The organism is Bradyrhizobium barranii subsp. barranii (assembly GCF_017565645.3).
Taxonomy (GTDB): domain Bacteria; phylum Pseudomonadota; class Alphaproteobacteria; order Rhizobiales; family Xanthobacteraceae; genus Bradyrhizobium; species Bradyrhizobium barranii.
On sequence record NZ_CP086136.1, the window covers coordinates 8621524 to 8640190 of the forward strand.

Genomic DNA, 18667 nt, shown 5'->3' on the forward strand with positions numbered 1-18667 from the left:
TGGCAGCGCGATCGGCTGCGGCGTGTTGCATGACGTCTGGCGTCGGGAGATCTTCTATTACGGGCACATCTTGTGCCGCCACACCCGCCGGTCATGGCAGGGACCGTGCTCCCGGGGGAGCACGGTTGTTTCCAAAGCCGAAGCTTACTTGAACAGCGACAGGATGCTCTGGCTGTTCTGGTTGGCTATCGAGAGCGCCTGAACGCCGAGCTGCTGCTGGGTCTGTAGGGCCTGCAGGCGGGTCGATTCCGCATTCATGTCGGCGTCGACGAGCTGACCGACACCGCGATCCACCGAGTCCATCAGGGTCTTGACGAACTCCGTGTTGGTCGAGATGCGGTTCTTGACGGCGCCGAGGTCGGCGGCGGCCGAGGACACCGAGTTGATCGCAGTGGTGAGCTGCGTGATGTAGCCATCGAGCGTGGTCTGGTCAGCCGTCGAGTCGGTCAGCGCGGAGATGTTGATCGTGTTGACCGACGCCGGGCCGCTCACCTTGTCCAGGATACCGGTCTGGGTCGCGGTATAGAGTGAGTAGTTGGCGATCGTCAGGGTGATGGACCCGATCGTCGGCGTGCCGCCGACGCGCGAGAACGACGACACCAGGTTGAAGGTCGCCGGGGTGGCGGCGGTCGTGCTCAGCCAGTTCACGCCGTTGAAGGTTGCCGCATCGGCGGTACCCTTCATCTGCTGCTGGATCTGGGTGATGTCGGCCTGGATCTTGGTGCGGTCGATACCAGCGGTCTTAGCTTCGACCAGCAGCGCCTGCAGCTTGGTCAGGCCACCGGTCTTGTCGCCGACAACCGCGGTCAGAGCGGTGTATTCGGTGTCGACGGTCGCAGCCGACAGACCGAGCGAGTCGGACACGGCGGAGAGCGCGGCGTTGTCGGCGCGCATCGACGTCGCGATCGACCAGTAGGCGGCGTTGTCGGAAGCAGTGGCCACGCGCTGGCCGGTCGAGATCCGGTTCTGCGTGGTCGCGAGCTGCGAGCTGACGCTCCGGAGGGTCTGGAGCGCGGTCATTGCAGCGGAGTTGGTAAGCAGGCTCGAGGCCATTCTTGACGTCCCTTTGAAACGGATTGAATTGATTTTGGGGACATACCGGGCTTGCACCGGTACGGCGGGGCGGCATCATGCCTTTGGGCGGCCGAAGAGCGGGCCCAACCTGTCGTAGCGGCGACGATAGCGCGCGAAGTTTGTGCGAGGCTTGTGGCGACGTGGCTGGACCGCAACACGGTGAGCCAGGAGGTCACGACGCGTGACGAGCGTACGCCAAATGAAAAGGCCGCGCTTCGCGAGAAGCGCGGCCTTCCCGGATGGTTTTGAGGCTTAGCCGCGGAACAGCGACAGGATGCTCTGGCTGTTCTGGTTGGCGATCGAGAGCGCCTGAACGCCGAGCTGCTGCTGGGTCTGCAGGGCCTGAAGGCGGGTCGATTCCGCATTCATGTCGGCGTCGACGAGCTGACCAACACCGCGGTCCACCGAGTCCATCAGGGTCTTGACGAATTCCGTGTTGGTCGAGATGCGGTTCTTGACGGCGCCGAGGTCGGCGGCGGCCGAGGCCACCGAGTTGATCCCGGCCGTGACCCGCGCGATGTAGCCATCGAGCGTGGTCATGTCAGCCGTCGAGTCGGTCAGCGCCGCGATGCTGATCGTGTCGATCGATGCAGCGCCGCTCACCTTGTCCAGGATGCCGCCCTGGGTCGCGGTATAGAGCGAGTAGTTGGCGATCGTCAGGGTGATGGACCCGATCGTCGGCGTGCCGCCGACGCGCGAGAACGACGACACCAGGTTGAAGGTCGCCGGCGTGGTCGCGGTCGTGCTCAGCCAGTTCACGCCGTTAAAGGTCGCCGCATTGGCGGTACCCTTCATCTGCTGCTGGATCTGGGTGATGTCGGCCTGGATCTTGGTGCGGTCGATACCAGCAGTCTTGGCTTCGACCAGCAGCGCCTGGAGCTTGGTCAGGCCGCCGGTCTTGTCGCCGACAACCGCGGTCAGAGCGGTGTATTCGGTGTCGACGGTCGCAGCCGACAGACCGAGCGAGTCGGAGACGGCAGAGAGCGCGGCGTTGTCGGCGCGCATCGACGTCGCGATCGACCAGTAGGCGGCGTTGTCGGAAGCAGTGGCCACGCGCTGGCCGGTCGAGATCCGGTTCTGCGTGGTCGCGAGCTGCGAGCTGACATTGCGGACGGTCTGCAGCGCAGTCATTGCAGACGAGTTGGTGAGCAGACTTGAACCCATTTTTGATGTCCCTTTGAAGATTGAACTGTTTTTGGGGACATACCGGGCTTGCACCGGTACGACAGGGCGGCGTCATGCCTTTGGGCGGCGAAAAAGCAGGCCCAACCTGTCGTAGCGGCGACGATAGCGCGCGAAGCTTGTGCGAGGCTTGTGGCTCTCTGCCCGGACTGCAACAGGGCAGCCGAATTTGCGGCGTGCGCGCGGCAACACACCAAACGAAAGGGCCGCGCTTCGCGAGAAGCGCGGCCCTCCCCAGATGGTCTAAGGCTTAGCGGAACAGCGACAGGATGCTCTGGCTGCTGTTGTTGGCGATCGAGAGCGCCTGCACGCCGAGCTGCTGCTGGACCTGGAGGGCCGCCAGGCGGGTGGACTCCTGGTTCATGTCGGCGTCGACGAGCTGGCCGATACCGCGATCAACCGAGTCCATCAGCGACTTCACGAAGTCCGTGTTGGTCGAGATACGGGTCTTGACGGCGCCGAGGTCGGCGGCGGCCGAAGCCACCGAGTTGATCGCAGCGGTGACCTGCGTGATATAGCCGTCGAGCGTGGTCTGGTCAGCCGCGGAGTCGGTCAGCGCGGAGATGCTGAGCGTGTCGATCGACGCCGCGCCGCTCACCTTGTCCAGGAAGCCGCCCTGGGTCGCGGTGTAGAGCGAGTAGTTGGCGGTGGTCAGGGTGATCGAGCCCGTGGTCGGCGTGCTGCCCACGCGGGAGAACGACGACACCAGGTTCACGGTCGCCGGGGTAGTGGCGGTCGTGCTCAGCCAGTTCACGCCGTTGAAGGTCGCCGCATTGGCTGTCGCCTTCATCTGCTGCTGGATCTGGGTGACGTCCGCCTGGATCTTGGTGCGGTCGATACCAGCGGTCTTGGCTTCGACCAGCAGCGCCTGCAGCTTGGTCAGGCCGGAGTCCTTGTTGCCGATAACCGTGGTCAGAGCGGTATATTCGGTGTCGACCGTCGCAGCCGACAGACCGAGCGAGTCGGAGACGGCGGAGAGCGCGGCGTTGTCGGCGCGCATCGACGTTGCGATCGACCAGTAGGCGGCGTTGTCGGAAGCGGTGGCCACGCGCTGGCCGGTCGAGATCCGGTTCTGCGTGGTGGAGAGTTGCGAGCTGACAGACCGCAGGGTCTGGAGCGCGGTCATGGCGGTCGAGTTCGTAAGCAGGCTTGACATTGCGAATGTCCCTTTGATGTACGCGTTACATTTTCACGAGGGGACATACCGGGCTTTCACCGGTACGGAGGGGCGGCATCATGCCTTTGGACTGATGTGGGTGGGGTCCAACCCGCCGTGCCGCATTCCTAGCACGTCGAATCTTGCGCCGAGATTAAGATCGGCTTGAATTTCGCTGTAATATCATATAGTTAACATTACCCTCTGCTAACCATAGACCAGCACTTTTCGCTAACCATAACCGGCCGGCGATCGCGGTCGCTACGAGAACGACCGCACCAGTCCGGAGGCCAGCAGGTTCCAGCCGTCGATCAACACGAAGAACAGCATCTTGAACGGCAGCGCGATGATCGTCGGCGGCATCATCATCATGCCCATCGACATGGTCAGCGTCGCCACGATCATGTCGATGACGAGGAACGGCAGGATGATGAGGAATCCGATCTCGAACGAACGCCTGAGCTCGGAGATCATGAAGGCCGGAATGATGACGCGCATGTCGATGCGCTTGTCGTCGAACTTCTTGCGGAAGCTCTCCGCGGCGAGTGCTTCGAAGGTCTGGAGATCCTTGTCGCGGACATGGGCCAGCATGAACTCGCGGAACGGATCGGTGATCTTCAGATAGGCTTCTTCCTCCGAGATCTCGTTCTTCATCAGCGGCTGGACGCCGGTTTCCCAGGCGCGGTCGAAGGTCGGCGCCATCACGTAGAAGGTCATGAACAGCGCGAGGCTGATCAGCACCAGATTGGCCGGCGTGGTCTGAAGGCCGAGACCGGAGCGCAGGAACGACAGCGCCACCGCAAATCGCGTGAAGCTCGTCACCATGATCAGCAGTCCCGGCGCCACCGACATCACCGTGATCACCGCCATCAGCTGGATGATGCGGCCGCTGGTGGAGCCGTTGCCCGGCGGCAGCAGCGAGTTGAGGTCCGGAATCTGGGCCAGCGCCACCTCGGGCAGCACGACCAGAACCAACGCGAGCAGCAGGACTCTCACTCTCACTGAATCACCAAGGTCTCAATGATCAATTCGCGGATCTTGCCCGACGAGCGGATATTGGCCCGCTCCGTCAGGTCGTCGCGCAGATGTTGAAGCCCGCGCGATCCCTCGAACTGGCCAACCGAAGCCGACCGCAGATAGGTCACGATGTCCTCGCTGATATGGGCGGCCAGGATGCCGGCATCCTCGTCGCTCATGCTATCGGTCACCATGGAGGCTTCGACACGGGCCCAGTTGTTGGCCGGCGCGGCGAGATTGGTCACGATCGGGGACAGCTTTCTCAGCCGAGCGCTGCCGGCGTAGCTCGTGGCAAGGGGCGGCGGCGTGGCGGTCTTCTTTGCGTCGGCGACGCGCTCCGCGGCCGCGAACAGATGCAGGCCTGCAACCGCGCCCGCACCGATCGCGATCAGGGTCAGCACCACAATGGCCGCTATCAGGCGCATCACGTCCCCTGCCCTCGCGGCGCGGCGCGGTCGGCGCGATTCTCAGAATGGTGCCACGGCGTCATAGATCCGATGTCCCCATCCAGGCTGCTGCACGTCAGACAGATTTCCGCGACCGCCATAGGCCACGCGTGCCTCGGCGATCTTCTCGTAGGAGATCGTGTTGGTGCGCGAGATATCGCGCGGACGCACGATGCCGCCGACGTTGAGCACGCGCATCTCGGTATTGACCTTGAACTCCTGCGAGCCGCTGATCATCATATTGCCGTTGGGCAACACGTCGGTGACGATGGCGGCAATCGACAGCTTGATGTCTTCGGTACGATCGATCTGACCGTTGCCCTTGATCTGGGTGTTGGTGTTCAGATTGGCGCTGGTCGAGCCCTTGTCCTGCCATCCGGCGACATCCATCAGCCAATCCAGCCCGAACTTGATTTGCGAATCGCGCGAACGATCGGTCTTGTTGTCGAGCTTGGCCTTGTCCTGCATCGAGATGATGACGGTCACGACGTCGCCGGTGCGCCGGGCACGGGGATCGCGATAGAGATCCGTGCCGTCGTCCCAGGTCGAGCGATAGCTGACGGGCGTACGCATGCGGGGCGTCACCGGAATCGGATCGGCCTGTGTCCTCAGGCCGGTGCCGACAGGCGACAGTCGCGGACCGGTCAGCACTTCCGCGGGATCGCCGATGCACCCGGTCAGCATCAGGAGCGGCAGGATGAGGATCAGATTCTTCATCTATTTGGTCTTTCCGTCATCCACGCGACGCATTCCGCCGAGCAGATCGGCAAGGTGCGCCGCGCGTGCCGTCTCCATCTCGTTGAAGATCGCGCTCGAGCTCCTCGGACTGAGTTTTGCAAGCACGGCGGCGGCGGTCTCGTCCGCCATCCCGGCGATCTGGGTCGCCGCGGCATCCGGCTTCATGCGCGAATAGATCTCGACGACGCTGGCTTCGGCCTTCTTCAGGAAGTCGTCACGCAGCGCCATCCACTTCTCGTATTCGGCGCGCTTGGCCTCGACCTCGGCGATCCGCTCCCGGAGCTGGGTCTCGGCCTTCTCCAGCTCCCTGAGCTGCCAGGCCAGCCGCGCATCGACGGCGGGGTCGGCGACATTGCTGCAGAACAGGGCGACCTCATTGTCCGCAGGTACCGCAGCCTGTGCCGGTGCGGGCTTCGGCGGCGCCGTGACGCTGCCCGGCTTGGCCGGGCGCACGGGCGCGACTGCGGGCGCCGGCGCAGGCTTCTCGGGAGCCGGCACGGCCCCCGTGATTGCGGGTCCGGAATCTTCGGCGGCCCACGCCGTCGCCCGGAACGACGCATTGTCGCCCGGTATCGACGAGGCCGCCGGATACGGCTTCTGCGGCCCGGGCGCGCGGGCACGCGCGAACGATAACAGGTTGAGCGGCTTCGACGGCTTGGCCTCATCCAGCGCCAGAACGGGCGAAGCGCATCCGAACGCGCAGGCCGCGACCAGGAGGAGGAGTTTGGCTTTGTGATCCAGCTTCAGCATCGGGCCGCGTGCGATTCTCGGTCGAGACCTGAGCATTGAGCGACCAAGCTTGCACGACGCTTGTGCATCATTGCACGATGACGTCGGCCTGGAGTGCGCCGGCCGTTTTGATCGCCTGGAGGATCGCGATGATGCCCGACGGCTTCAGGCCGATCTGGTTCAGCCCGCGCACCAGGCGCTGGAGGTCGACGCCGCTCAGGATCGCCACCTGCGATCCGGCCTCGTTGGCCTCGACCACGGTCTGGGGAACGACCACCGTCTGCCCTCGCGAGAACGGCGCCGGCTGCGACACCACGGGAAGCTCGGTGACACGAACCGTCAGGTTGCCATGCGTCACGGCGACGGTCGATATGCGCACGTCGCGCCCGATCACCACCGTGCCGGTCCGCTCGTTGATCACCACTCGCGCCGGCGTGTCCGGCTCGACCGTCAACTCGCCGATTTCGGCGAGGAAGCGGACGGGGCCGATATGGCGCGGCTTCGACAGCACGATGGTGCGGTAGTCGCGCTCGAAGGCGATCTGCGCGCGGTAGCGGCCACCGGCGTAACCGTTGATGGCGTCGAGAATGCGTGTCGCGGTGACGAAATCAGGGTTCTTGAGCTCCAGCACCAGGAACTCCATCTCGTGGAGGCTTCCCTGCACCTCGCGCTCGACCAGCGCACCGTTCGGGATGCGGCCCGCCGTCGGCGTGCCCTGGCTGACGTTCTGTGCCTGCCCTCCCACACTGTAACCGGCGACCGTGACCGCGCCTTGTGCCACCGCATAGACCGCGCCGTCCGCCGCCCGCAGCGACGTCATCACCAGCGTGCCGCCGAGCAGCGAGGTCGCGTCGCCGAGCGACGATACGGTCACGTCCATGCGCTCACCCGCTCCGATCGAGGGCGCCAGATCCGCGGTCACCATAACGGCTGCGACGTTGCGTGTGCGCAGCGTCGTCGGACGCGGGGGATTGTTGGTGCTCGTGGTCTCGTTCCTGACGTTGATGCCCATGTTCTCGAGCATCGATTGCAGGGACTGCTCGGTGAACGGAGCGTTGCGGAGCGTGTCGCCGGTGCCGTTCAGGCCGATGACGAGGCCGTAACCGACGATCTGGTTTTCGCGCAATCCCTTGATGTCCGCGATGTCCTTGATGCGGACGGCCGCCTGGGCGCTGGCGGCGGAAACGAGCAGGACGAGCGCAAGCAGGAATCTGGTCATGATCCATCCACGACCTTGACGGTGCCGTCCGGCTGGACGACGCCTCTGATGATCACGCCGGTGTCGGTGTTTCGTACCGGGATGAGCGCGCCGGTCGCACCCGACTGCATCGCCGCGCCGTAAGTGACGATCGACAGGCCGCTGTCTTCCACCACGACCTTGACCATGGCGCCGCGGGCAATCGTCCAGGGATCCTCCACCGAATTGGTCGGAATCGGCTGGCCTGGCAGCAGCGCGCGCCGCGCCATGCGTCCGACCAGGATCTGGCGTCCTTCGATGAACATGGCAACGCCGAGCACATTCGGCGCGAAGGCGCGTTCCGTGATCATGTCGTCCCGGATCAGCTCGCCGGCGCGGATCGACACGGCCGGCACGGGAAGCCGCTTCTCCTCGGCCGCGGCGACGCGCGCCGAGACGAGAACCAGCAGCACGGCGGCCAACCCGCGCACCATCAAGCCCACCCTGTTCGACATCGAGAACACCGGAACTAGCGCATGCCCTTCGAGACAGTCTGGGCCATTTCATCCGAGGCCTGGATGACCTTGGCGTTCATTTCGTAGGCGCGCTGCGCCGAGATCAACTCGGTGATTTCCTTCACCGGGTCGACGTTCGAGGCTTCGAGATATTGCTGATTGATCTTGCCGTATCCGGAATCGCCCGGCAGCCCGACGACCGGCGTGCCGGACGCCGTGGTCTCGCGATAGAGGTTGCTGCCGAGCGGCTCGAGGCCCGCTTCGTTGGCGAAATTGGCGAGGTTGAGCTGGCCGATCTGCCGCGGGTTCACTTCCGTATCCAGCTTGGCAAACACCTGTCCGGTCTGGTTGACGACGACCTGAACCGTTCCCTGCGGTATCGTGATTGCGGGATCCAGCAGATAGCCGTCGGTGGTGACGAGCTGGCCGTTGGCGTTGGGGCTGAACGAGCCGGCGCGCGTGTATTGCACCTCGTTGTTCGGGCCGAGCACCTGAAACCAGCCGCGGCCGTTGATCGCAAGGTCGTAGGGATTGCCGGTCTGCGTGAGCGCGCCCTGGATGTGTAGCTTGCGGATGGCCGTCGACTTGACGCCGAGGCCGAGATTGGAGCCTTCCGGGATCGGCGAGGAGCCATTGACGTTCGCGACGCCCTGCATGCGGTCCATCTGGTAGAACAGATCGGTGAATTCCGCGCGCGCACGCTTGTACGACGTCGAGTTGATATTGGCGATGTTGTTCGCGATGACTTCGATGTTGGTCTGCTGGGCGTTCATGCCCGTGGCCGCAATGGCGAGCGATTTCACAGTTTCATTCCCTCAGATCAAATCGACATCCGGACGACTTCTTGGTAGGCCTGCACGACCTTGTCGCGAACCGCGACCGCGGTCTGCAAGGCCTGCTCGGCCGACATCAGCGCCTCCACGACCTTCCGGGTCGATTCCTTGCCCTGCATCGCCGAGATCGACGCCGCTTCGCCCGCCTTCAGCGTCCCGATCGCGTCCGTCGTCACCTGCTTCATCACCGATTCGAATCCGACATCGTCGGTGGACTGAATGGCGGTCGGTGCCGCCGGCGCGATGGCCTGCGTCTCGGTCGCGCGGCTCGCCGCTTGCCCTGCGGAAATCGCGGTGGATGAAATCGCCTCAAGCATTATCAGCTCCTCAGCAGGTCGATGGTCATGCCCAGCATCGACCGCACCTGTTTCACGACCTGGAGATTGGCTTCATAGGACCGGTTGACTTCCCGCATGTCGGCCATCTCGATCATCATGTTGACGTTCGGCAGCTTGACGTAACCGGCCTTGTCGGCGGCGGGATGTCCCGGCTCGTACTCTACGCGGTACGGCGTGGTGTCGACCCCGATCTCCTTGACCTTCGCAAGCTGCGCGCCCGAGGCACGGTCCATCGCGGCATCGAAGGTGATGGTCTTGCGCTGATACGGATCGGCGCCGGCCGTGCGCCCCGTCGAGGTCGCGTTGGCTAGGTTTTCCGAAACGATGCGCATGCGCGTCGACTGCGCTTCGAGCCCGGAGCTCGCGACCGTCAATGACGCTTGCAGTGAGTCCAGCATGTCAATTCACCTCAGCTCTTCGCGCTCGACAGCAGCATGCGGTGAAACGACCGCACGACCGCCGAGTTCATCGAGTAGTCGCGACTGACGTCGCTGCCCTTGATCATTTCCTGCTCGAGGCTGACGGAGTTGCCGGAGTGAACCACTTCCCAGCTGTCCTTCTTCGCGGTCTTCCGCGTATCGGTCTCGGCCGCGGACAATTGCATGTGCGAGGGCGACGTCGTCGCGAGCCTGACCGGCGTGGCGTCGAGCACCTTGTTGAAGGGCTCGACGTCGCGCGCCTTGAAGCCCGGCGTATTGGCGTTGGCGACGTTGGTCGCGATGGTCGACTGGCGGAGCTCGAGGTACCGCGCCTGCGACGATGCGAGTTCGAAGAGATAAAGCGGTCCCACGACGGCCCCATGCTGATTTCTTAAGATTAAGTTTAGGGCCGCAAGCTTTCGTCAGGCTGATGCAGCCGACGCTATGCTCGGAAATCTACTGAACCTTCTCGGTCCGCGGCGCCTGCTTGGACTGCAGGAAGTAGATGATCTCGGCGACCGGCCGGAAGAATTCCGCCGGAATCACCTGGTCGACCTGAACCGCCTCATAGAGCGCGCGCGCCAGCGCCTTGTTCTCGATCACCGGAATCCGGTTCTGCTCGGCGACTTCGCGGATCTTCAGCGCGATCACGTCCATGCCCTTGGCGACGACCATGGGCGCTGCGTTTTCCTCGCGCTTGTAGCGCAGCGCGATCGCGAAGTGCGTCGGGTTGGCGATCACCAGCGTCGCGCGCGAGGCGGATGCGATCATGCGTTGGCGCGAACGGTCGCGCGCCAGCGAGCGCAGGCGCGCCTTGATCAGGGGATCGCCTTCCGCCTGCTTGTGCTCGTCCTTGATCTCCTGCTTGGTCATGCGCAGCTCGCGCCGCCAGTGGAAGCGCGCCCAGGCGAGATCGATCGCGACCAGGACGATGGTGGCGATGCAGATCGCCGAGACGATCCGCATCGCGATGTTGAGAATCATCTCCGGTAGCGCGACCGGATCCGTATACATCGCCTCGAACGCCCGGGCTTCGGACGAGCGCAGCACGAACACGACGACGACCGTCACCGAGACGAGCTTGAACAGCGACTTGGCGAATTCGACGAGGCCCTGCGTTCCGAACAGCCGGCTCCAGCCGCTGATCGGGGAGATTCGCGACAGCTGCGGCTTGATGCGCTCCAGCACCAGGCGCGGCGCATTCTGCAGCAACGATGCGGCGAGGCCGAACACCGCCAGGGTGACGACCAGCGGCACCAGGAATCGCAACGCCTCGAGGCCCACCACCGTGAGCAGGTTGCGCGCGTCCGCGCCGTTGCTGAGAGGGAAGCCTTCGGGATCGTCGAGCAGGCTCTTCAGCGTCGGCGTCAATTGCTGTACGCCCTGGCCGATCAGGAACGCCTGGATCACCATCAGCGCGGCCATCGAGGCGAAGATAGAAGCCTCCCGAGAGACCGGGATTTTGCCCTGTTCGAGCGAATCGCGGACTTTCTTCTCGGTCGGCTCTTCTGTCTTGCTCTCCTGATCGGATGTTTCTGCCATGCCCGTTCAGCGGTCAGCGGAAGACCAGCTCGTCCTCCTGCTCGGGGTTGAGCTCGATTTCGCCCTTTTCCGCCAGGTCGAGTGCAAGGTCGGTGATGACGCGGCGCGCCTCCAGCACGTCGCGCTGGTTCGACGGCTCGCCGATGGCGAGTTCGTGCTCGACGACGCGGCGGACGCGCGAGGCAACCGAGGACAGGATGAGTTCGCGGAAATGCTTGTCCGTGCCCTTCAGCGCGATAACAGATGCGATCGGTCGGCACCTGGTCGAAGATCATGGTGCGCGCCTTCGGGGTCAAATTGACCACGTCGTCGAAGGTGAACAGCAGTTCCTTCAGAACTTCGGCCGACTTCGGACGCTTCTCCGACAAGCTCTTCAGCATGTCCTCGATATGGCCGCGCTCCATCTTGTTGATGATGTCCGCGACGCGCGCGTAGGTGTCGGCGCCGAGGTTGCGGGCGAAATTGAGCGTCAGGTCCTCGTGCAGGGTCTTCTCGAGGACTTTCATGGCGTCGTCGACGATCGGCTTGAGGCTGAGGACGCGCCGCATCAGCTCGTTGCGCAGGCTCGCGACGGCAGCTGGCTCATCACCTTGGCGGCGCAGGACGGCTTGACCTTGGACAGGATCAGCGCCGCGGTTTGCGGATGCTCCTTGGAGAGGTACGTCGCCAGCGAGTTTTCCGACACCGACGAGACGCGGTCCCACACCGACCGGCTCGAATTGCCGAGCAGGTCCGACATGATTGCCGAGACCTGGTCGGCAGGCAGCACGTCGCCGAGCACGGCTTCAAGACCGCCGATGGTGCCGAGAATGTTGGCGCCCATCGAGAATTGCTGGGCGAACTCCTCGACGATCGACTCGAGCTCCTGCGCGGTGATCGGCCGCAGCTCGGCCGCGGCCTTGGTGACGATGCGGATATCCTGCGGCTCGAACTGCGAGAGCACGCTCGCGGCCGCCTGCCGGCCCATGGCCAGCAGGAGTGCCGCGACCTTTTCCGTTCCGCCCAGCGTGGCAACGCCTCGCTGCTTGATAGGAGCGACGCCGACCTGTGCCGCCATGATCAGGTATCACCCTGCCCCAGCGGTCCGACGATCTCCGTGAGCGAGACGCCGAAGCGGGAATTGTCCTCTTCGACGACAACCACTTCGCCGCGGGCAACGACGCGGCCATTGACCACGACGTCGACCGGCTCGCCGACACGGTGATCGAGCGGAACCACCGCGCCGCGGCCGAGCTTCATCAGGTTCGCGACCGGAATGGTCGCAGATCCCAGCACCACCTGCATCGTGACGGGAATGCGCAGGATGGCATCGACATTGGCGAATTTGCCGGTTTCGTCCGCCGTGCGCGCGGCGATCTCCGCCAGCCGCTCCAGCGGAGACGCATCGGTCTCTCCCGATGCCGATGCAGACTCATATTCGAAAGATTGCGCCATTTGGTATCGCCTCTTGGTATTTCCGCTCCCGGAGCGCCGCGACGGTCCGATCGCACGTGTCCTTCAAGTCCCGAATTCAATGCTTGTTCGCCTCGGCGCCGCTCACGGTTGAGGCCGGTTGGAGCCCGCTCCGCGCGTCGAGCGCCGCAATCGCCTCGTGGGCCTGATCTATCTTCGTGCTCAGCACGTTGGCGAGCCGGCCGAGATTTGCGGTGGAATCATGCGCGGCGGTGATGACGGTGTCGAAGGCGCCCGCCGTCTCGTGGACGATGGTCGAGAACTCGCCCTGGTAACTGCGCAGCCGCGCCAATTCGCGGTGCATCCGGGTCACCCTCATGCTGGTGAACGCCAGCGCGATCAGCAGCACGGCATCAACGAGATAGGATATCATCGACGAACTCCCGCTTCTGATCGACGGGATCGGCCACCTGCATGGCGTAATAGCCATCGAGCTGGCCGATCTGACACCAGAACAGCACCTGGTTGTTGCTCTCGAGCCGGGCCAGCGTGCGCGGCGTGGCCTCGAGCTCCAGAACCTGCCCCACCTTGAATTGCACGACGTCCTCGAGGGAAATCATCTTCTCGTCGAGCACCGCGCTCAGCGTCACTTCGGTACGGTGAACCTCGCTCTCCATCTGCTCGCGCCAGCGCGGATCGGCCGCGCGGCCATCGCTGACGACGACGTGGGCGAGCTTCTGCCTGAGCGGATTGAGCGCGGAGTGCGGAATGATCAGGAACATCTGGCCGCCGCGATAGAGCGCCTGCACCATCATGTTCGCGCAGATCGACATATTGCTGGCGCGGCCAATCGCGAGCGACGCCATCGCCGTCTCGACTCGCTCGACACGGAAGGTGACATTGGAGGTGCCGGCGAAGGCGCCCTGCAGCGCCTTGGCGAACCGCTCAAACAGTGCCTGGACCAGCCGGATCTCGATGTTCGAGAAGGTGCGTTCGACGTCGAGCGGCGGTTCGGCGCCGTCAGAGCCGAACATCGCCTCGACCATGGTGAAGACGAAGTCGCGATCCAGCATAATGATGACGCGCGAGTCCCACTGCTCGGCATAGAGCACGGCGGCAACCGCGTTGCCCTCGTAATCCTTGATGATGTCGCCGAGCGGGTCGTTGGTGATGCCGTTGACGGAGAAGTAGCACGGCGTTCCGGCCATCGGCTGCAGGCTGTCGGTGCACGATGCCGCCATGCGATCGAAGATCACATTGAGCATCGGCATGCGTTCGATCGATATGCCAGCGGCGTCCAGCAGGTAGTTCGGCAGCTGCTTCCGCTGATCGACGTCGAGGTCTTCCGTCATCATGCGCGGGCAGCCTTCGGTTCAGCCTCGGTCGCGACGGCCTTCGGACCCGCGATCGTCTCGTTCTCGACCACGTCGATCGACGGCCGTTCGCCGCTCGCGATCATCTTGCGACCGTGCTCGACGGCGATCTGCGGCATGGCGCCGTTCATGAACGCCAGCAGCGTCTGCTTGACGATGATGTAGGGCCGGCAGCGCTTCTCTCGCGTCATCTTGATCTTGATCGCGAAGGGCGAGAGGACGCCGTAGGACAGGAAGATGCCGGCGAAGGTGCCGACGAGCGCCGCGCCGATGAAGCCGCCAAGGAGCTTCGGCGACTGGTCGAGCGCGCCCATGGCCTTGATGACGCCGAGCACGGCGGCGACGATGCCGAGCGCCGGCAGCGCCTCGGACACCACCACCATCGAATTGTAGGGCGCCAGCTTGGCCTTCACGATGGTGTGGATCTCTTCGTCCATCAGCGCTTCGATCTCGTGCGTGCGCGCATTGCCCATGATGATGAGGCGGACATAGTCGCAGATGAACTGCAGCAACGGCGGGTCCCCGAGGACGCTCGGGAACGCCTTGAAGATCTCCGAGGACGCGGGATCGTCGATATGCGCCTCGACCTCGTTGCGGCCCTTGCCCCGCAGCTCCCGCATCAGGGCATGGAGCGCTCCGAGCAGATCGAGGTAATAGCGCTCACTCGGCACCGCGCCGGTGATGGCCTGCATGCAGGCCACGCCGGTATCAACGACCGTTTTCCACGGATTGGCGACGATGAAGGTGCCGATCGCGGTGCCCAGGATGATCACGAATTCCCACGGCTGCATGAGCACGGCCAGATGCCCGCCCATGGCGGCAAATCCGCCGAGCAGTGCCGCGACCGTGATGAAAATCCCCACGAAACTGAGCAACGCGCCACTCCATCGCCGATCCCATTGGGAATATCTAGTCGGCGACGCTTGCGCGAGGCTGGCTTCGTGGTCGCCAGCCCCGCGCAAGCAATTGGCGGCAGCTTGAGACGAAGTCGCAACGGCGGCCAGAGGGGCGCGTGCCATGCTATCCACGATCGCGGACTACACCAGACTGACCAAGGACATGGGCAAATCGCTGACGCAGGTCGCGGCCCAGCCGGACGTCAGCCGCGACACCGATTATTTTCTCAGCCATATCGGCAATGTGAAGACGATCGACGACTTCCTGAAGGACTATCGCCTCTACTCCTACGCGATGAAGGCCTTTGGTCTCAGCGACATGACCTATGCCAAGGCGTTCATGCGCAAGGTGCTGACCGAGGGCGTCTCCGACTCCAAGAGCTTCGCCAACAAGCTGACCGACACCCGCTACCGGCAGTTCGCCGCCGCCTTCAATTTCGCCGCCCTCGGCGACAAAGCGACCCAGACCGCCGCCGCCACGACCGGTACGGCGACCCAATACGTCACGCAGACGATGGAGGAGAAGGCCGGCGACCAGAACGAGGGTCTGCGGCTGGCGCTCTATTTCACCCGCAAGGCCTCCACCATCAGCACCTCCTACCAGATCCTCGCCGACAAGGCGATGACGCAGGTGGTCCAGACCGCGCTCGGGCTGCCGTCGACCATCAGCGCGGCAGACATCGACGCCCAGGCCAAGTTGATCACGAGCAAGATCGACCTCACCGATTTCCAGGACCCGGCCAAGGTCACCAAGTTCGTGCAGCGCTTCGCCGCGATGTGGGATGCGACCCAGGCCCAGAACGACATCAACAATGGCAACTCGACCAACTCCGCTCTGGTCCTGATCGGCGGCGCGTCGTCGATGGCCGGCCTGGATACCGACATGCTCACGAAGCTTCAGTCCATCCGGTTCGGAAAGTAAGTCATGCAATCGGCCCTCTATGTGGGATTGTCGGCGCAGGTCGCCCTCGAAAAGCGCCTCCAGACGATCGCCAACAACGTCGCCAACGTCAACACGGCGGCATTCCGCACCGACGTCGTGAAGTTCGAGACCGTGCTGTCGAAGGCCGGCGCGAACCCGGTGGCCTTCTCCTCGCCCGGCGACAACATCATCTCGCGCGAGATGGGCAGCATCACCGAGAGCGGCAACCCGCTCGACGTCGCCGTGGTCGGACAGGGCTGGATCGCCTTCGCCGGCCCGAACGGCACGGTCTATACGCGCGACGGCCGCCTCCAGCTCGCCCCCAACGGCGACCTTCAGACCGTGTCCGGCTTCCCCGTGATCGATGCCGGCGGCGCGCAGATCACGCTCGACCCGAACGGCGGACCGATCGCGATCGCCCGCAGCGGCGCGATCACCCAGGACAACAACGAGATCGGCTCCATCGGCCTGTTCAACATTCCCGCCGATGCCAATCTCGAGCGCTACGGCAATTCCGGCGTCACGCCGGACCGGCCCGCGACCGCCATCGCCGATTTCTCCCGCGACGGCTTCAAGCAGGGCTATGTCGAGGGCTCCGGCGCCAATCCGATGATGAAATTGACGAAGCTGATCGCGGCTTCGCGCGCCTTCGACGGCACCAATTCGATGATCGAGGGCACCGAGAGCTCGCTCCAGAACGCAATCCGGACGCTTGGCGAGCCGGGCAAATAGACTGCGCTGCATGCGCATTGAGGGTGGACGGTTTCCTTGAACGCTCTTCGGCAACTCGAGTGGGCGCTGCTGGAGCTTCAGCAGAGCACTCCCCTGGCCAGCGTCAGCGGCGCGATCTCCGAGATCGCTCCGACGCATTTCCGCGTCTCCGGCCTGTCGCGCTTCGTCAGGCTTGGTGAACTGATCGGCGTCAACTCCGGCGGCAAGCCCCAGATCGGCGAGGTGGTGCGGATCGACAGCGAGGGCATCATCGCCAAGCCGTTCGACCGGCAGTTCGCCGGCGGCCTCGGCTCGGTTGCTTACCGGATGCCGCCACTGTCCTTCGCGCCCGATCCGAGCTGGAAGGGCCGCGTCATCAACGCGCTCGGCGCGCCGCTCGACGGACAAGGTCCCCTCACCCCGGGATCGCGCACCGTCTCGGCGGAAGCCGAGGCGCCGGCGGCCATGAAGCGGGCGCGCGTCCACAAGCCGCTCCACACCGGCGTGCGCGTCATCGACCTGTTCGCCCCGATCTGCGCCGGCCAGCGCGTCGGCATCTTTGCCGGCTCCGGTGTCGGCAAATCGACGCTGCTGGCGATGCTGGCCCGCAGCCAGGGCTTTGACACCGTCGTGCTGGCGCTCGTCGGCGAACGCGGCCGCGAGGTGCGCGAATTCATCGAGGACGTGCTCGGCGCCAACCGCAGCCGCGCCATCACCATCGTATCGACGGGAGATGAAAGCCCGATGATGCGGCGGCTGGCGCCGAAGACCGCCATGGCGGTCGCCGAATATTTCCGCGACCGGGGCGAATCGGTCCTGCTGGTGGTCGATTCGATCACCCGTTTCGCCCATGCCGCCCGCGAGGTCGCCCTCGCCGCCGGAGAGCCTGCGGTCGCACGCGGTTACGCACCGACGGTCTTCACCGACCTGCCCCGCCTGCTGGAGCGCGCCGGCCCCGGCGAGGAGGGATCCGGGACGATTACAGGCATTTTCTCCGTGCTGGTCGACGGTGACGATCACAACGAGCCGATCGCCGACACCATCCGCAGCACCCTCGACGGCCACATCGTGCTCTCCAGGCACATCGCCGACCAGGCGCGCTATCCCGCCGTCGACGTTCTGGCCTCGGTCTCCCGCCTCGCCCACAACGTCTGGGACCCCGAGGAGCGCGAATTGGTGAGCAAGCTGCGCACCATGATCGCCAAATACGAGGACACGCGCGACCTTCGCCTGATGGGCGGATATCAGACGGGGCGTGATTCGGGTCTCGACCAGGCCGTCGACATGGTCCCGAAGATCTACAGCGCCATGCGGCAGGACGCCTCGGCAGGGCCGAGCGCCGATCCATTCCGCGAGCTGCGAGACATGCTCAAGGGCGACTAGCCGGGCGCGGCCGGCGCGCCCGTCGTCGTCGACCTGCTCATTATCGCGACAGTCGATCACGCATACCGCTGCGCCTCCGGCGCATGCGCACCCGTCGCCGACTGCCGCTTTCCGTCGCGCGCCAGCATCGGCCGTTCGGTGGAGATCGCGCCGCCGAGGCGAAAGCGATCGGCGGCCCCGTCTCGCTGTCATTATCACAACAACCGCTGCGTGCAATCCCTACGAGTTCCATTGCCGATTCTGTGACGGATCGCACAAGTTGTGGATGACGCGCCGCTGCGCGTCACCGTCATGCACAAGCTTCCATCAATTTGCATCAACGGCGAACAGCAGCAGGCGTGCAATCAAACCGTCGCACATTTGCGTGCAAGTAGCTTGCTACACTGCGTATTGCGATCACCATGATGTGTCCTGACGAACGAGATTGTCTTGAACGTTACAATCGCTTCGAGCGACAGCCAGTCTTCAGGAGCGTCTCTACTTGATTTTGTTGAGAAGCTCATTCATCGTTTCGATGGAATACAAGAAACGTCTGCGTGTGACTTGAACTTCAGGGGCTACGGTTGAACAATACCGATCCATCGTCCGGCTGTGACGGCAACTCGGGCTTTCGTTCGACGACGCCACGATTGGCACACCATCATCGACACAGCTTCTCGCGCCGTATCTCGCAGGGTCCATCTGTCGAGATCGGCGGCAGAACGGTCCGTGCTTTCGCGCGAGAGGCGGGCTCTGCGCCTTCGTATGTGTCGATTGTGGTTGGTACGGCTTCTCGCGAAGGACTGGTGCGCAACGACGGAAGGCGGCTCCGGGGCGCCGCAGAC

Annotated in this window: 21 protein-coding genes and 1 pseudogene; 3 read left to right on the top strand and 19 right to left on the bottom strand. The window is 64.2% G+C overall.

Translation table 11 applies throughout. From position 1 onward, the window contains the following. Window positions 1-144: 144 nt before the first annotated feature. From J4G43_RS42135 to motA, 19 genes and pseudogenes are all read right to left on the bottom strand, one after another. Window positions 145-1053, bottom strand: a complete 909-nt coding sequence (locus tag J4G43_RS42135; protein ID WP_063981304.1) for a flagellin N-terminal helical domain-containing protein — start codon at window positions 1051-1053, stop codon at window positions 145-147. 273 nt (window positions 1054-1326) lie between these two features. Then, window positions 1327-2238, bottom strand: coding sequence for a flagellin N-terminal helical domain-containing protein (locus J4G43_RS42140; protein ID WP_208088495.1), 912 nt, complete (start codon window positions 2236-2238; stop codon window positions 1327-1329). A gap of 268 nt (window positions 2239-2506) precedes the next feature. After that, window positions 2507-3412, bottom strand: a complete 906-nt coding sequence (locus J4G43_RS42145) for a flagellin N-terminal helical domain-containing protein (protein WP_135216098.1) — start codon at window positions 3410-3412, stop codon at window positions 2507-2509. 261 nt (window positions 3413-3673) lie between these two features. After that, on the bottom strand, window positions 3674-4414 hold the full coding sequence (gene fliP, locus J4G43_RS42150; RefSeq protein WP_071909955.1) for a flagellar type III secretion system pore protein FliP: 741 nt from the start codon (window positions 4412-4414) through the stop codon (window positions 3674-3676). Continuing rightward, the gene (locus J4G43_RS42155; protein ID WP_014492666.1) at window positions 4411-4854 is read right to left on the bottom strand and encodes a flagellar basal body-associated FliL family protein; all 444 of its coding nucleotides are present in this window, start codon (window positions 4852-4854) and stop codon (window positions 4411-4413) included. The genes fliP and J4G43_RS42155 overlap by 4 nt, the downstream gene beginning before the upstream one ends. A 42-nt stretch (window positions 4855-4896) precedes the next feature. Beyond that, on the bottom strand, window positions 4897-5592 hold the full coding sequence (gene flgH / locus J4G43_RS42160; protein WP_028153467.1) for a flagellar basal body L-ring protein FlgH: 696 nt from the start codon (window positions 5590-5592) through the stop codon (window positions 4897-4899). After that, a complete protein-coding gene (locus J4G43_RS42165; RefSeq protein ID WP_071909953.1) occupies window positions 5593-6363 on the bottom strand; it encodes a MotE family protein in 771 nt (256 codons plus the stop codon). Between the two features lie 67 nt (window positions 6364-6430). Further along, on the bottom strand, window positions 6431-7561 hold the full coding sequence (gene flgI, locus J4G43_RS42170; RefSeq protein ID WP_135216095.1) for a flagellar basal body P-ring protein FlgI: 1131 nt from the start codon (window positions 7559-7561) through the stop codon (window positions 6431-6433). Next, on the bottom strand, window positions 7558-8013 hold the full coding sequence (gene flgA, locus J4G43_RS42175) for a flagellar basal body P-ring formation chaperone FlgA (RefSeq protein ID WP_249814886.1): 456 nt from the start codon (window positions 8011-8013) through the stop codon (window positions 7558-7560). Before flgA ends, flgI begins: the two co-directional genes overlap by 4 nt. Window positions 8014-8048: 35 nt before the next feature. Beyond that, a complete protein-coding gene (gene flgG, locus J4G43_RS42180) occupies window positions 8049-8837 on the bottom strand; it encodes a flagellar basal-body rod protein FlgG (RefSeq protein ID WP_063981298.1) in 789 nt (262 codons plus the stop codon). Window positions 8838-8854: 17 nt separating this feature from the next. Beyond that, window positions 8855-9184, bottom strand: a complete 330-nt coding sequence (locus J4G43_RS42185; RefSeq protein ID WP_014492660.1) for a flagellar hook-basal body complex protein FliE — start codon at window positions 9182-9184, stop codon at window positions 8855-8857. Window positions 9185-9186: 2 nt separating this feature from the next. Then, window positions 9187-9603 (bottom strand): flagellar basal body rod protein FlgC, encoded by a 417-nt coding sequence (gene flgC, locus J4G43_RS42190; protein ID WP_014492659.1) that lies wholly within the window; start codon window positions 9601-9603, stop codon window positions 9187-9189. An 11-nt stretch (window positions 9604-9614) separates the two neighbouring features. Then, entirely contained in the window at window positions 9615-9995 is a 381-nt protein-coding gene (gene flgB, locus J4G43_RS42195) for a flagellar basal body rod protein FlgB (protein WP_014492658.1), read from the bottom strand. 85 nt (window positions 9996-10080) lie between these two features. After that, on the bottom strand, window positions 10081-11166 hold the full coding sequence (gene flhB / locus J4G43_RS42200) for a flagellar biosynthesis protein FlhB (RefSeq protein WP_039153365.1): 1086 nt from the start codon (window positions 11164-11166) through the stop codon (window positions 10081-10083). Window positions 11167-11179: 13 nt separating this feature from the next. Beyond that, window positions 11180-12223, bottom strand: a pseudogene (locus J4G43_RS42205) (flagellar motor switch protein FliG). Window positions 12224-12225: 2 nt separating this feature from the next. Beyond that, window positions 12226-12600, bottom strand: a complete 375-nt coding sequence (fliN, locus tag J4G43_RS42210) for a flagellar motor switch protein FliN (protein ID WP_208088497.1) — start codon at window positions 12598-12600, stop codon at window positions 12226-12228. A gap of 76 nt (window positions 12601-12676) precedes the next feature. Next, complete coding sequence (locus J4G43_RS42215) at window positions 12677-12991, bottom strand: hypothetical protein (RefSeq protein ID WP_063981296.1); 315 nt, start codon at window positions 12989-12991, stop codon at window positions 12677-12679. Then, window positions 12972-13913: a flagellar motor switch protein FliM gene (locus J4G43_RS42220; RefSeq protein WP_028153460.1), complete on the bottom strand. Its 942-nt coding sequence runs from the start codon at window positions 13911-13913 to the stop codon at window positions 12972-12974. Before J4G43_RS42220 ends, J4G43_RS42215 begins: the two co-directional genes overlap by 20 nt. After that, window positions 13910-14806 (bottom strand): flagellar motor stator protein MotA, encoded by an 897-nt coding sequence (motA, locus tag J4G43_RS42225; protein ID WP_063981295.1) that lies wholly within the window; start codon window positions 14804-14806, stop codon window positions 13910-13912. The genes J4G43_RS42220 and motA overlap by 4 nt, the downstream gene beginning before the upstream one ends. A 142-nt stretch (window positions 14807-14948) precedes the next feature. On the opposite strand from motA, the gene J4G43_RS42230 reads away from it, so the two are divergent. The 3 genes from J4G43_RS42230 to fliI are packed head-to-tail and all read left to right on the top strand — an operon-like array spanning window position 14949 to window position 17843. Continuing rightward, complete coding sequence (locus tag J4G43_RS42230; protein WP_071909951.1) at window positions 14949-15749, top strand: DUF1217 domain-containing protein; 801 nt, start codon at window positions 14949-14951, stop codon at window positions 15747-15749. Window positions 15750-15752: 3 nt separating this feature from the next. Then, window positions 15753-16481, top strand: a complete 729-nt coding sequence (gene flgF / locus J4G43_RS42235) for a flagellar basal-body rod protein FlgF (protein ID WP_208088498.1) — start codon at window positions 15753-15755, stop codon at window positions 16479-16481. 36 nt (window positions 16482-16517) lie between these two features. Then, window positions 16518-17843 (top strand): flagellar protein export ATPase FliI, encoded by a 1326-nt coding sequence (fliI, locus tag J4G43_RS42240; protein WP_063981292.1) that lies wholly within the window; start codon window positions 16518-16520, stop codon window positions 17841-17843. Window positions 17844-18667: the final 824 nt, after the last annotated feature.

Coding starts and splice junctions, on each gene's coding strand:
- fliN (WP_208088497.1), bottom strand. CDS start 12,600: ATGGCGCAATCTTTCGAATATGAGTCTGCATCGGCATCGGGAGAGACC.
- flgF (WP_208088498.1), top strand. CDS start 15,753: ATGCAATCGGCCCTCTATGTGGGATTGTCGGCGCAGGTCGCCCTCGAA.
- J4G43_RS42135 (WP_063981304.1), bottom strand. CDS start 1,053: ATGGCCTCGAGCCTGCTTACCAACTCCGCTGCAATGACCGCGCTCCAG.
- J4G43_RS42165 (WP_071909953.1), bottom strand. CDS start 6,363: ATGCTGAAGCTGGATCACAAAGCCAAACTCCTCCTCCTGGTCGCGGCC.
- flgI (WP_135216095.1), bottom strand. CDS start 7,561: ATGACCAGATTCCTGCTTGCGCTCGTCCTGCTCGTTTCCGCCGCCAGC.
- J4G43_RS42215 (WP_063981296.1), bottom strand. CDS start 12,991: ATGATATCCTATCTCGTTGATGCCGTGCTGCTGATCGCGCTGGCGTTC.
- J4G43_RS42140 (WP_208088495.1), bottom strand. CDS start 2,238: ATGGGTTCAAGTCTGCTCACCAACTCGTCTGCAATGACTGCGCTGCAG.
- J4G43_RS42145 (WP_135216098.1), bottom strand. CDS start 3,412: ATGTCAAGCCTGCTTACGAACTCGACCGCCATGACCGCGCTCCAGACC.
- flhB (WP_039153365.1), bottom strand. CDS start 11,166: ATGGCAGAAACATCCGATCAGGAGAGCAAGACAGAAGAGCCGACCGAG.
- J4G43_RS42185 (WP_014492660.1), bottom strand. CDS start 9,184: ATGCTTGAGGCGATTTCATCCACCGCGATTTCCGCAGGGCAAGCGGCG.
- flgC (WP_014492659.1), bottom strand. CDS start 9,603: ATGCTGGACTCACTGCAAGCGTCATTGACGGTCGCGAGCTCCGGGCTC.
- J4G43_RS42220 (WP_028153460.1), bottom strand. CDS start 13,913: ATGATGACGGAAGACCTCGACGTCGATCAGCGGAAGCAGCTGCCGAAC.
- flgH (WP_028153467.1), bottom strand. CDS start 5,592: ATGAAGAATCTGATCCTCATCCTGCCGCTCCTGATGCTGACCGGGTGC.
- J4G43_RS42155 (WP_014492666.1), bottom strand. CDS start 4,854: ATGCGCCTGATAGCGGCCATTGTGGTGCTGACCCTGATCGCGATCGGT.
- flgA (WP_249814886.1), bottom strand. CDS start 8,013: ATGGTGCGCGGGTTGGCCGCCGTGCTGCTGGTTCTCGTCTCGGCGCGC.
- J4G43_RS42230 (WP_071909951.1), top strand. CDS start 14,949: ATGCTATCCACGATCGCGGACTACACCAGACTGACCAAGGACATGGGC.